The organism is Reinekea forsetii, from assembly GCF_002795845.1.
Classification (GTDB): domain Bacteria; phylum Pseudomonadota; class Gammaproteobacteria; order Pseudomonadales; family Natronospirillaceae; genus Reinekea; species Reinekea forsetii.
Map to the genome: position 1 here is coordinate 1,698,722 of NZ_CP011797.1, position 11,913 is coordinate 1,710,634.

The window sequence follows — 11,913 nt, forward strand, 5'->3', positions numbered from 1 at the left end:
AAAACCAAGCGGAAAAAACGCGGCGAGTATACCTTAAAAGCGCCATTAGGCCACGTCGATCATCGCTTGAGCGGCGCGATGCAATTTTTGTCGATACCACATCAGGTGCCAGCGCCGGCCGCCCGACTGTCGCCACAACAGGGCACAGCGGACGCCATAGAGCAAAAGGGTGCGGACCTTTTCAGCGACCTTGGGGTTCTGTAAGTGGGTTGGGTTGCCGGTGACGCGAATGCGAAAGTTTAATTGACTGATGCTGTTCTGGTAACAACGCGCGGCAGAGCCGATCACGGCTTCATGACTGTAGCTGTCGAAATAGCGTTGCTGTTCAGCCGTTCGGGTCAAGGCCTTGGACAGCTCGTTCATCAGGTCGGAGCGCTTATCGAGTTTGGCCTGAACGGCCATAATAGCCATGGCGTACTGCAACACCTCCCGGCCGACGCCTCGGCCGTTCTTTGCCAGGGCGGTGTTTAAGATGGTTAAGCCATGATCGAGACTGGCCGGGCCATTAAATACATCATCGAACGAGCTGGGCGCCAGATTGAGGACGGTCTTTAACGCATTGGTCAGCTGGTCGCTGTCCAATTCTCCAGACTTGGCCAGTTGATCAACCAAACTGGCGGCCTGGAAAATGCCTGCCAGAGCCATGGTTTGGTGCGAGAGATTGGTAGACATTAGGTATCCTTTGCCATGCAGTTAAAGCCAGGTCGATTCGATTACACCACCGCCGAGACATCGATCGCCACTGTAAAATACAGCGGATTGGCCTGGTGTAATGGCTCTTTGTGGCAAATCAAAATCAACAACATAATGGCCATCGGCTGTTTTGCTCAGCGCACAATGTTGATCTGGTTGGCGATAACGGTGCTTGCAAGTCACGGAAATCGGCAATTTGGGGCCTGTTTCGTCTACCCAGTAGACAGAATCCATGCGTAAATGCTGCGTGAATAGGGCCTCGTTGTCAGTGCCCTGCACGACGACCAGCACATTTCGATCTAGATCCTTATGGGCCACAAACCAAGGGGCTTCACCATAATGCGTGCCGCCTATGCCCAAGCCCTGGCGTTGGCCAATGGTGTAATACATCAGGCCCTGGTGTTGCGCTAAGGTCTCGCCATTGATGGTTTCGATGGCACCCGGCCGGGCCGGCAGATATTGTTTTAGAAAGTCGGCAAAACGCCGCTCACCAATGAAACAGATGCCTGTGCTGTCCTTCTTCTTCGCCGTGGCCAATTGGTATTTTTCGGCAATAGCGCGGACCACCGGTTTCTCCAACTCACCCACCGGGAAGAGGGTTTTGGCAAATTGCTCGTGGCCGACGGCATGGAGAAAGTAACTTTGATCCTTATTGCCATCGAGCCCGCGTAGCAGCTGAGCGCGGCCATCCACCAGCGCGGTTCGGGCATAATGGCCGGTCGCGATTTTGTCAGCGCCTAGGCTGAGGGCATAGTCGAGGAAGGCTTTGAATTTGATTTCGCGGTTACAGAGGATATCCGGATTGGGCGTTCGACCGGCCTTATATTCGGTGAGAAAGTGTTCGAACACCTCATCCCAGTATTCGGCGGCAAAATTGGCCTTGTGCAGCTTGATGCCCAGCTTGTCTGCGACCGCTTGGGCATCGGCTAAATCCACTTTGGCCGTGCAATGATCGGTGCCATCATCCTCATCCCAGTTTTTCATAAACAGACCCTCAACCTGATAGCCCTGCTCCAGCAGCAGGGCGGCGGTGACCGAAGAGTCTACCCCGCCAGACATGCCGACTATTACAGTTGTTGAGCCATTGGTGGTCATTGGTGATCTCCCAGGTACAGGTCATGAATAAGGTTGACAGGGTAAATGGGCGCATCCGGGCAATCTTCAAGGGTTTGGCGTGTTAATTCGCTTCTTAATTGATACTTATTAGCCTGCAGGTCGTCTAGATCGAGCCATTGAGCCGACAAGATGTCTGGATCGAGTGTTTCGCTCAACCGCTCTAGGGCCACGGCATGAAAACAAATCCGCAGATAGTGCGTGCCGCTGGTGCCATGAATGCCTTGGTAAATCGCCTGGAGACCTGTAATTTCAACTTTATAGCCGGTTTCTTCGAGGGCCTCGCGCTGTGCGGCGGCGATTAGATCTTCGCCATCCTCGACATGACCTGCAGGTTGATTCCAACAATTTATACCGTTATCTATTTCGTTTACCATAAGCATTTTGTTGTCCTGTAGACAGACAACAGCGACGGTGAGGTGAGGGTATGACATGGACAGAATCCTATTTTGTAGAGCTAATGCTGATTATCGTTTCATTCAACAGCGAATATAGCAATGGATTCACAAGTCTTATGCAAGTGGCGGGACGATTTTTGTCAGCAGTTCCATTAAACTAACCACAAAGTATAGATTAAATCGTATCGTTATTGGCGATGCCAAACACCCTAGGTGATTAAATAAAGGAAGTTATCGATGATCATTCAGCCCAAAATTCGAGGTTTTATTTGCACCACGGCCCATCCCACCGGCTGTGCGGCAAATGTTCAAGAGCAAATTGACTATGTTCAAGCTCATAAGGCCGACATTGACGGACCCAAAAATGTCCTCGTGATCGGCTGTTCCAATGGCTATGGCCTCGCCTCACGGATCACCTCCGCGTTCGGTTTTGGTGCCAATACTCTGGGCGTGATGTTTGAGAAAGAGCCGAGTGAACGCCGCCCGGCTTCAGCCGGTTGGTACAACACCTTTGCGCTGGAAAAGGCCGCTCAGCAACAGGGCCTATTTGCCAAGGCTTTGAATATGGACGCCTTTTCGAACGAAGCCAAAACGGCGGTGATTGAAGAAATCAAAGCCAATATGGGTAAGATTGACCTTGTCGTTTACAGTCTGGGCGCCCCCCGGCGGAAGGATCCGGTCTCGGGTGAGGTCTATTCCTCCACGCTGAAGCCGATTGGTCAGCAGGTAACGCGCAAGAATTTAAACACCGATACCAAGGTTGTGTCGGATATCACCTTAGAACCTGCTAGCGATGAGGAAATCTTCAATACCGTTAAGGTCATGGGTGGTGAAGACTGGGAACTATGGATCGAAGCCTTATTGGCGGCCGATGTCCTGGCTGATGGCGCCAAGACCACTGCATATACCTATATCGGTAAAGACCTGACCTGGCCAATCTATGGTGGCGCCACTATCGGCAAGGCTAAGGAAGACCTCGACCGCGCCTCGACTGCAATTGGCACACGTCTAGCCAATAGCGTAAACGGCCAGTCCCATGTGTCTGTCTTAAAAGCTTTAGTCACGCAGTCGAGCTCTGCCATTCCGGTTATGCCGCTCTATATATCGGCGTTGTATAAGGTTATGAAGGAAGAGGGCACCCATGAGGGTTGCATCGAGCAGATCTTTGGACTGATGTACCATCAGCTCTATTCTGGCCAAGCGCTCAATTTGGACGATACCGGCCGAATTCGTATGGAGGATAACGAATTAAAGGATTCGGTCCAGCAACGAGTTGCTGAGCTCTGGGCGCAGGTAAACACCGAAAACCTGACCGAGGTAACCGACTTTAACGGTTACCAGGCCGAGTTTTTCCGCCTCTTTGGTTTTGGTTTTGAAGGAGTCGACTACGCTGCGGAGGTCGACCCGATCGTTTAGTCGACGCAACCTGTGATGGGGGGGCCTTGGGGCCCCCTTTTTTGGCTTCACAGTTTATACCGTTATCTAAGAGCATGTCTTCGGTTAATTCCATAACCTGGCCGGGCATTAGGTCAACGACAGACAGGTTAGCCAATTCCGATCGGATCAAGCGCAGGGTCGGTAGCCCAACCGCGGCCGTCATCCGGCGTACCTGCCGGTTACGGCCCTCCGTCAAGGTGAGTGAAATCCAGCTGGTTGGTATAAGGCGTCGGCGGCGGATCGGCGGTGTTCTCGGCCATAGCCAAAGGGGTGGTTCTATGGCCTCTGCCCGACAGGGTGCACAGGCTCCATCGGTGAGTGTCACGCCCTGGCTTAATTGCGCCAGCTGAGCGGGCGTGACCTGACCTTCCACCTGGGCCAGATAGGTCTTCGCGACCTTGAACAGGGGGTGCATCATGCGGTGAATCAGGGCGCCATTGTCGGTCAACAACAGCAGGCCTTCAGAATCATAATCCAGTCGGCCGGCGCCGTAGATGTCGGGTACCCTGATATAGTCGGCCAAGGTCGCTCTGCCACGATCATCGGTAAACTGGGTTAATACCTGAAAGGGTTTATTAAAGAGTAGGTAGCGCGGCATAAATGGGTATTTCTTCCTCGTGTGGCGACGGGTCTATTAGTGCAATTAGCCTAAAGTCCGATTACTTTCGCGCCTTCAGCTGCTATTATCCAGCGCAAATTTACAGCGATTGACGTGTGGGTAAGCGCTCTTTGCCGACATTTTCTGCAGACTACTAGGAAATTCCATGACTGATTCAAAAGCTAAAATAATCTATACGGAAACAGATGAAGCACCAGCCTTAGCAACTTACTCGCTGTTACCCATCGTGGCTGCCTTTACGAAGGCCGCCGATGTTGCCGTCGAAACTCGAGACATTTCCCTTGCGGCGCGGGTTATCGCCAGTTTTTCTGAATTTTTAGCGGAAGACCAACGTATTTCGGACGATTTGGCCGAGCTCGGTGAGCTGGCCAAGCAGCCGGATGCCAATATTATCAAATTGCCCAATATCAGCGCTTCTTTGCCGCAATTGATCGCTACTATCAAGGAACTGCAAGCAAAAGGCTATCAGATTCCGGATTACCCGGCAGAACCGACCAACGATGCCGAACGCGATATCCGCAGCCGCTTTGATAAAATCAAGGGCAGTGCGGTCAATCCGGTCTTGCGGGAGGGTAACTCCGACCGTCGCGCACCCGCTTCGGTAAAACAATATGCGCGCAAAAATCCGCACAGTATGGGCGCGTGGAGCACTGAGTCTAAAACCCACGTGGCCTCGATGTCAGCCGGGGACTTCTATGGCTCGGAAACGTCCATAACCCTAGAGACCGCGACTCAATACCAGATTGAGTTGCATGCAGACGATGGCGCCGTAACGGTTCTGAAAGGATTCTCTGCGCTGTTAGCCGGCGAGATAATCGATTCGGCCGTAATGAGCCGAAGTGCCTTGCGAGCCTTTTATGCTGAGCAAATTAGCGACAGTAAGAAGCAGGACCTGCTGTTTTCATTGCATCTCAAAGCCACCATGATGAAAGTCAGTGACCCGGTTATCTTTGGTCACGCCGTCACGGTTTTTTATCAGTCTGTGTTCGATAAGTTCGGTGCAGAGTTGGCGAAAATTGGTGTCGACGTCAACAATGGCTTGGGCGATCTTTATAGCAAACTGCATCTGCTGCCCGTTGCCCGCCAAGCTGAGATCGAGGCCGAGATCGCCGAGGTGTATCGCCACGCGCCTGAGATGGCAATGGTCAATTCTGATAAGGGCATCACCAACCTGCATGTCCCAAGTGACATCATTATCGATGCCTCCATGCCAGCGATGATTCGCACCTCAGGCAGAATGTGGGCGCCAGATGGTCAGCCTAAGGATACCAAGGCCGTTGTGCCGGATCGAAGCTATGCTGGAGTCTATCAGGCCACCATCGATTTTTGCCGCGAGCACGGCGCCTTCGATCCAACTACCATGGGCACCGTGCCCAATGTCGGTCTGATGGCGCAAAAGGCCGAAGAATACGGCTCACATGATAAAACCTTTATCTTGGCAGCCTCCGGCACCGTCAAGGTCGTTGATCAAGACGGTCAGTTGTTGCTGTCCCAGGCCGTCGCTATCGGTGATATCTTCCGTATGTGCCAGGTCAAGGACGCGCCAATTCAGGATTGGGTCAAATTAGCCGTCGTGCGCGCGCGTGCAACCGGCTGGCCAACAATCTTCTGGCTCGATGAGCAACGTGCTCACGATCGTGAATTGATTAAAAAGGTTCAGCACTATTTGCAAGATCACGATACCCAGGGTCTGGACATTCAGATCATGTCACCTTTTGCCGCCACCAGTTATACCTTGGCGCGTCTGAAAGCGGGTGACAACACCATCTCAGTGACCGGTAATGTGTTGCGCGACTATCTAACCGATCTGTTCCCCATTCTGGAATTAGGCACCTCGGCGAAAATGCTGTCTATCGTGCCGTTAATGAACGGTGGGGGCCTGTTTGAAACCGGGGCAGGTGGCTCCGCCCCCAAGCATGTCGAACAATTTAACCAGGAGAACCATCTGCGGTGGGACTCATTGGGCGAGTTTTTGGCGCTGGCCGTCTCGTTGGAACACTTGGCACTGACCTTTAACAATCCCAAGGCGCAGATATTAGCCGATACGCTCGACAGCGCGACGGCCCGGTTCTTGGACCAAAATAAGAGCCCGTTGCGCAAAACCGGCGAACTCGATAACCGCGGCAGTCATTTCTATTTGGCGATGTATTGGGCGCAAGCCTTGGCCGCTCAGAACAGCGATGCGGAATTGAAGGCCGCCTTTGGTGCCGCAGCCACGGCGTTAGTCAGTCAGGAAGCGGTTATTGTTGCGGAATTGAACGCCGTTCAAGGTCAGGCCATAGACGTCGGTGGCTACTATCGACCGAATAAGGCCAAAATCATTGCGGCAATGCGACCGAGCGCAACCTTTAACGCCATATTGGACGCCATTCGTTAAGCCAACCGGCGTTGCTGGGGTGTAAGTAAGGTCACCCCCAAAATCAGAAAAGCCCGGATAAACCGGGCTTTTTCGTCTCACTCAGAACCTAGTTTGGCTCTTTCGCAGTGGTCTTAGGTGCAATGGATGCTCCGACAGTCGCTTCCGATTTGGCAACCTGGATATTGACGGCGTGAATACCATGTTCAGACTTGACCGTTTCGAACTCCACTTCTTGTCCAGCTTTTAGCGTTTTGTAACCTTCCATTTCGATAGAAGAGAAATGTGCAAATAAGTCCTCCTTATGGTCATCACAAACGATGAAGCCAAACCCTTTGGCATTATTAAACCATTTTACTTTCCCTACAGGCATAACTGACCCCTTACGACCTAACTATACTAAGATATACCGCTGATCTGCCGTACTGCTTGAACCGAACTGTCAACAACTGCGCGCAACCGATGTCGAAGGATATTTACGTTCAATCCCTAACAATTGCGACGTGCTACTATGGAATACCGTTGAAACTTTCAAGTCAACCCCCATTTAATCAAGTTATGATCGATCAGGCGTTAGAATTGAGGATTGGTTCTAAACTATTCGATCCATATTCTCTGACGTTCGTATTCATTAATAGAGTTATAGATAATGTCATTTCGTCCTACTATCAAAACAATGTCTAGGCCAACGTCCCTTGGTGTGATTCTGGGTACAAGACTATCGGACGACGGTCAATCGTCGCCCGATGGTACCGGTGATGTCGCCGTGCAACCGGTGGATCCTGAATTAAAGAAACCATCGTTGTTCCGTGTTGTCCTCATGAACGATGATTTCACACCGATGGAATTCGTAGTGCACATTCTGGAGCAGTTTTTCGCAATGAATCGAGAAAAGGCTACCCAAGTGATGCTGGCAGTGCATACTCAAGGTAAAGGCGTATGCGGCGTCTACACTAAAGATATCGCTGAGACAAAAGCTGCGCTAGTTAACGATTATTCGCGTGAGAACCAACATCCACTGATGTGTGAAGTTGAAGAGTTAGACGATTGATTTCGTCGAGGAAGGGTGAATCATATGTTGAGTAAAGATTTAGAGTTAACCCTAAATAGTGCATTCAAGGAGGCTAGGGCGAAGCGGCACGAGTTTATGACCGTTGAGCACCTGCTACTTGCACTGTTGGACAATCACGCTGCTGCCGATGTGTTAAATGCCTGTGCGGCGGATATTCCCCAGTTACGCCGGGATTTGATCGAGTTTATCGATTCCACCACGCCCTTGATCTCGGTCGGTGATGAAGACCGTGAAACGCAACCGACACTCGGCTTTCAGCGCGTGCTGCAGCGGGCCGTGTTCCACGTCCAGTCGTCGGGTAAAAAAGAAGTGACCGGTGCCAATGTGCTGGTTGCGATCTTCTCTGAGCAAGAGAGTCAGGCCGTCTACTTCCTGAAACAACAGAGTATCTCGCGTATCGATGTGGTCAATTTCATCGCCCATGGTATCTCGAAGGTCCAGTCGGATGATCCGGAACAGCAGGACTTTCAACAGGATGGAGGGCAAGAAGAGGCCGGCGGTGAAGCCAGTGGCGGTAATCCATTGGATAGCTTTGCCACCAATTTAAACGAGGCAGCCAAGAAAGGTCGTATTGATCCCCTAGTTGGGCGTGACTACGAAGTTGATCGGGTGGTGCAGATACTGTCTCGTCGGCGTAAGAACAACCCTCTGCTGGTTGGTGAGACCGGCGTGGGTAAGACGGCAATCGCTGAGGGCCTCGCCAAACGGATCGAAGACGGCGAAGTGCCCGATATTATGCTCGGTGCCCAGGTCTATTCACTCGATCTCGGCGCGTTGCTGGCGGGTACCAAATATCGCGGTGACTTTGAGAAGCGTCTGAAGGGTTTGCTCGCCGAGTTAAAGAAGCGTGACAAGTCGATTCTATTTATCGATGAAATCCATACTATTATCGGTGCCGGTGCGGCCTCCGGTGGCGTTATGGACGCATCGAACCTGCTCAAGCCGATGTTGAGTTCCGGTGAACTGCGCTGCATTGGTTCGACCACCTATCAGGAATTTCGCGGTATTTTTGAGAAGGACTCGGCCTTAACCCGCCGTTTCCAAAAAATCGACGTCAATGAACCGTCGGTCGAAGAGACCTACCGTATCCTGAAGGGTTTGAAATCCCGCTTTGAAGACCATCACCACCTACGATATACCGATAAGGCTCTGCGTGCCGCGGCTGAGTTATCCGACCGTTACATCACTGATCGCCATTTACCCGACAAGGCTATCGACGTTATTGACGAAGCCGGCGCTGCCGAGCGACTCAAGTCCGAAAGTAAGCGCAAGAAGTCGATCGGCGTGAGCGATGTTGAACGCGTTGTCGCATTGATTGCGCGCATACCCGCGCGATCGGTTAACAAGGACGATAAGTCGTTGCTGGCCAATCTGGAACGCAATCTGAAGATGACCGTCTTTGGCCAGGATGAAGCGATTGAGAATATCTCCTCCGCGATCAAGTTGGCGCGAGCGGGTCTGAAATCGGCCGACAAGCCGATTGGCTCCTTTCTCTTTACCGGCCCTACCGGCGTGGGTAAGACTGAAGTCACCAAGCAGCTGGCCGAGTCCCTTGGCGTGGAGTTGCTGCGTTTCGATATGTCTGAATATATGGAACGCCATACCGCGTCCAGGCTAATCGGTGCGCCACCGGGCTATGTTGGCTTCGATCAGGGTGGATTGCTAACCGATGGCATCAATCGGCATCCGCACAGCGTGTTGCTGCTCGATGAAATTGAGAAGGCCCATCCAGATGTTTTCAACCTGCTGTTGCAGGTCATGGATCATGGCACCTTAACCGATAACAACGGCCGTAAGACGGATTTCAGAAATGTCATCATGATTATGACCAGTAATGCCGGCGCGCAAGAGATGAGCCGCCGATCGGTTGGTTTTACCACCCAGGACAATTCGACCGATGGCATGGAGATGATTAAAAAGACCTTTACGCCGGAGTTCCGCAATCGCTTGGACGGTACGGTCCAGTTCACCGCCTTGTCGCGTGATGTGGTGATGAATGTGGTCGATAAGTTCTTGGTTGAGTTGCAGGCCCAGCTGGACGACAAGCGGGTGCATATGGAAGTCGACAAGGATGCGCGCGAATGGCTGGCTGAGACCGGCTACGACAAGGCGATGGGCGCACGTCCTATGGCCCGACTGATCCAAGAGAAGATCAAGCGGCCACTGGCCGATCTGATCCTGTTTGGACCGCTGGCCAGCCACGGCGGCTCTGTCTTGGTGTCGTTAAAAGACGGGGAGTTGGATGTCAGCGTTATCGGCGAGCTGGCTGAAGCTTAAATTGACCGCCGGGTGACCGGCGCGGCAATAAAAAAAGCACCCTAGGGTGCTTTTTTTGGTTTCTGGCTTAGCAGTGATTAACGCGCGCGATAAACGATGCGACCCTTCGTTAAGTCATAAGGTGTGAGTTCAACTTTCACCTTGTCACCCGTTAAGATACGGATGTAGTTTTTGCGCATTTTTCCGGAAATATGAGCGGTAATAACATGACCATTCTCAAGCTTTACGCGGAACATAGTATTTGGAAGGGTATCAAGGATCTCTCCTTCCATTTCAATCACATCTTCTTTTGCCATATTTCCTATAGAAACCTTTGAGTTCATAACGGCGCGCATTCTGCCTGAAAAAACGGCAATTAGCAAAAAATATGCAACCTTTTTTACTGGAACCAGATTTAGTGGCTGATTTTGAGCCAGCAGCGGGTCGGATTTACGCGCGCTGCTCTAGCGCCTGCCATTGACCATCGATCAATAGTTCGGTGGGCTGGTATTGCGTCTTGTATTGCATCTTACGACAGCCGGGCACCCAGTAGCCTAAATATAGGTAGGGCAGGCCCCATTGCTGAGCCAGATGGATCTGACTCAGGATGCTAAAGACACCCAGAGAACGCTTATCTAGATCGGGGTCGAAAAAAGTGTAAACAGCCGACAAGCCAGTGGGCAGCTGATCGGTCACGGCAACGCCAACCAATCGGTCATCGAGGGTCAGATGCAGCTGAAAGCTGAATTCATTGTTAATCGCCAGGAAATCGCTATAGGTGGCTTCGGACGCCGGAAACATCTCACCGTCGGCATGGCGCTGCGCGATATAGCGTTCAAACAGGTCATAGTCGGCCTGGCGGAAGACGCAGGGCTGAACGCTGACCTGAATATCTTGATTTTTGTTCCAAATACGCTGCTGAGATTTCTTCTTCTGAAAATCCTGAATCGGGACGCGAGATGGGATACAGGCGTGACAGGTTTTACAGTCCGGCCGAAACAGGTGTTTGCCGCTGCGCCGAAAGCCGGCCTGTGTCAATTGCTCGTAGAGATCCAGGGTGACAGCCAGGTCCGGATCGAGAAAGAGGGTGCGAGACTGTCGATCGGCCAGGTAGCTGCAATCGTGCTCGGTGGTCCGAAATAACTTTATCGAGCCCTCAGGTAGGGTTTCAGGATCGGTCATCGTGGGGCGCTCTCATCTTTTGCTCGAACAGCTGCTGAAGGACGTTCGGATCCAGCATGGCCAGACGGGTTAATGTGCGGGGTAGGTTGCTTTCAAAGGTTGGGCGATCGACCAATTGAGCCCCGAGCGAATCCAGATAGGGATTATAGAGCTGACAGTCAATCAGCGCCATGCCCTGTTGCCGCGTCCATTCGCTCAATGCCACGAAGGCAAACTTTGAGGCGCTGGGGCTCAAAGAAAACATGCTCTCACCAAAGAATACCCGGTCTATCGCCACACCATAGAGCCCGCCCACTAATTGGCCACGATCGTGAACCTCGATCGAGTGCGCCCAACCATCGCGGTGTAAAGCCAAATAGCCCTGTTTCATCGGCCTGGTGATCCAGGTGCCGTCATTGCGCAGGTCATTTTGCGCGCAGTGGTGCATGACTTGCTCGAAGCAATGATTCACCGTGATCTCAATCTGGCTGGCGCGAAACAATTTGCGCAGCGTCCTGGAGCGATGCGCCATGCCGGGCAGCATTACCATGCGCGGCGTCGGCGACCACCAGAGAATCGGCTCGCCGTCATTAAACCAGGGGAATATGCCGTGTCGATAGGCCTCCAACAGCCAGGGTGTGGTTAACGCTCCGCCTACCGCAAGTAGGCCACTGGGTTCGCTGAGCGCCTGTTGGATGCTCGGAAATAGGGGATCGAGTTGGGGATCGAGCCAGTGCAGATGGTTCATAAAAAGTGTCACTATTTCAATAAGTTGGCAGCCATACTGTGGTATATTATGACCAATTTC

General features: G+C 52.2%; 12 protein-coding genes. 4 read left to right on the top strand and 8 right to left on the bottom strand.

The window, feature by feature from the left end; genetic code table 11:
• Positions 1 to 45 precede the first annotated feature (45 nt).
• From hflD to REIFOR_RS07910, 3 genes are read right to left on the bottom strand one after another with little or no spacing between them, the layout of a single operon-like run.
• The gene (gene hflD, locus REIFOR_RS07900) at positions 46 to 672 is read right to left on the bottom strand and encodes a high frequency lysogenization protein HflD (protein ID WP_100257040.1); all 627 of its coding nucleotides are present in this window, start codon (positions 670 to 672) and stop codon (positions 46 to 48) included.
• Between the two features lie 21 nt (positions 673 to 693).
• Complete coding sequence (gene mnmA, locus REIFOR_RS07905) at positions 694 to 1,788, bottom strand: tRNA 2-thiouridine(34) synthase MnmA (RefSeq protein WP_100257041.1); 1,095 nt, start codon at positions 1,786 to 1,788, stop codon at positions 694 to 696.
• Positions 1,785 to 2,240 (bottom strand): NUDIX domain-containing protein, encoded by a 456-nt coding sequence (locus REIFOR_RS07910; protein ID WP_100257042.1) that lies wholly within the window; start codon positions 2,238 to 2,240, stop codon positions 1,785 to 1,787. The genes mnmA and REIFOR_RS07910 overlap by 4 nt, the downstream gene beginning before the upstream one ends.
• Before the next feature lie 201 nt (positions 2,241 to 2,441).
• On the opposite strand from REIFOR_RS07910, the gene fabV reads away from it, so the two are divergent.
• Entirely contained in the window at positions 2,442 to 3,620 is a 1,179-nt protein-coding gene (gene fabV, locus REIFOR_RS07915; protein ID WP_100257043.1) for an enoyl-ACP reductase FabV, read from the top strand.
• Here fabV and REIFOR_RS07920 read toward each other — a convergent pair.
• Complete coding sequence (locus tag REIFOR_RS07920; RefSeq protein ID WP_100257044.1) at positions 3,532 to 4,239, bottom strand: pseudouridine synthase; 708 nt, start codon at positions 4,237 to 4,239, stop codon at positions 3,532 to 3,534. The genes fabV and REIFOR_RS07920 overlap by 89 nt on opposite strands.
• Positions 4,240 to 4,405: 166 nt before the next feature.
• Between REIFOR_RS07920 and REIFOR_RS07925 the strand changes: the two genes are divergently transcribed.
• On the top strand, positions 4,406 to 6,637 hold the full coding sequence (locus tag REIFOR_RS07925; RefSeq protein ID WP_100257045.1) for an NADP-dependent isocitrate dehydrogenase: 2,232 nt from the start codon (positions 4,406 to 4,408) through the stop codon (positions 6,635 to 6,637).
• An 88-nt stretch (positions 6,638 to 6,725) separates the two neighbouring features.
• Here the strand turns inward: REIFOR_RS07925 and REIFOR_RS07930 are convergent, their stop codons facing one another.
• Positions 6,726 to 6,989 carry a cold shock domain-containing protein gene (locus REIFOR_RS07930; protein WP_100257046.1) on the bottom strand — a complete coding sequence of 88 codons (264 nt, stop codon included), beginning with the start codon at positions 6,987 to 6,989 and terminating at the stop codon, positions 6,726 to 6,728.
• A 303-nt stretch (positions 6,990 to 7,292) separates the two neighbouring features.
• Here REIFOR_RS07930 and clpS point away from each other — a divergent pair, with 303 nt between their 5' ends.
• Together clpS and clpA are read left to right on the top strand one after the other, a co-directional pair.
• A complete protein-coding gene (gene clpS / locus REIFOR_RS07935; protein WP_100258729.1) occupies positions 7,293 to 7,667 on the top strand; it encodes an ATP-dependent Clp protease adapter ClpS in 375 nt (124 codons plus the stop codon).
• Positions 7,668 to 7,691: 24 nt separating this feature from the next.
• Positions 7,692 to 9,965 carry an ATP-dependent Clp protease ATP-binding subunit ClpA gene (clpA, locus tag REIFOR_RS07940; RefSeq protein WP_100257047.1) on the top strand — a complete coding sequence of 758 codons (2,274 nt, stop codon included), beginning with the start codon at positions 7,692 to 7,694 and terminating at the stop codon, positions 9,963 to 9,965.
• A 77-nt stretch (positions 9,966 to 10,042) separates the two neighbouring features.
• On the opposite strand, the gene infA is transcribed toward clpA, so the two are convergent.
• From infA to aat, 3 genes are all read right to left on the bottom strand, one after another.
• A complete protein-coding gene (infA, locus tag REIFOR_RS07945) occupies positions 10,043 to 10,261 on the bottom strand; it encodes a translation initiation factor IF-1 (protein WP_008043370.1) in 219 nt (72 codons plus the stop codon).
• A gap of 133 nt (positions 10,262 to 10,394) precedes the next feature.
• On the bottom strand, positions 10,395 to 11,126 hold the full coding sequence (locus REIFOR_RS07950) for an arginyltransferase (protein WP_100257048.1): 732 nt from the start codon (positions 11,124 to 11,126) through the stop codon (positions 10,395 to 10,397).
• A complete protein-coding gene (aat, locus tag REIFOR_RS07955; RefSeq protein ID WP_100257049.1) occupies positions 11,113 to 11,853 on the bottom strand; it encodes a leucyl/phenylalanyl-tRNA--protein transferase in 741 nt (246 codons plus the stop codon). The genes REIFOR_RS07950 and aat overlap by 14 nt, the downstream gene beginning before the upstream one ends.
• Positions 11,854 to 11,913 lie beyond the last annotated feature (60 nt).

Bases quoted from the DNA above. Each gene is read 5' to 3' on its own strand.
- hflD (WP_100257040.1), bottom strand. From the start codon at position 672: ATGTCTACCAATCTCTCGCACCAAACCATGGCTCTGGCAGGCATTTTC.
- mnmA (WP_100257041.1), bottom strand. From the start codon at position 1,788: ATGACCACCAATGGCTCAACAACTGTAATAGTCGGCATGTCTGGCGGG.
- REIFOR_RS07910 (WP_100257042.1), bottom strand. From the start codon at position 2,240: ATGTCATACCCTCACCTCACCGTCGCTGTTGTCTGTCTACAGGACAAC.
- fabV (WP_100257043.1), top strand. From the start codon at position 2,442: ATGATCATTCAGCCCAAAATTCGAGGTTTTATTTGCACCACGGCCCAT.
- REIFOR_RS07920 (WP_100257044.1), bottom strand. From the start codon at position 4,239: ATGCCGCGCTACCTACTCTTTAATAAACCCTTTCAGGTATTAACCCAG.
- REIFOR_RS07925 (WP_100257045.1), top strand. From the start codon at position 4,406: ATGACTGATTCAAAAGCTAAAATAATCTATACGGAAACAGATGAAGCA.
- REIFOR_RS07930 (WP_100257046.1), bottom strand. From the start codon at position 6,989: ATGCCTGTAGGGAAAGTAAAATGGTTTAATAATGCCAAAGGGTTTGGC.
- clpS (WP_100258729.1), top strand. From the start codon at position 7,293: ATGTCTAGGCCAACGTCCCTTGGTGTGATTCTGGGTACAAGACTATCG.
- clpA (WP_100257047.1), top strand. From the start codon at position 7,692: ATGTTGAGTAAAGATTTAGAGTTAACCCTAAATAGTGCATTCAAGGAG.
- infA (WP_008043370.1), bottom strand. From the start codon at position 10,261: ATGGCAAAAGAAGATGTGATTGAAATGGAAGGAGAGATCCTTGATACC.
- REIFOR_RS07950 (WP_100257048.1), bottom strand. From the start codon at position 11,126: ATGACCGATCCTGAAACCCTACCTGAGGGCTCGATAAAGTTATTTCGG.
- aat (WP_100257049.1), bottom strand. From the start codon at position 11,853: ATGAACCATCTGCACTGGCTCGATCCCCAACTCGATCCCCTATTTCCG.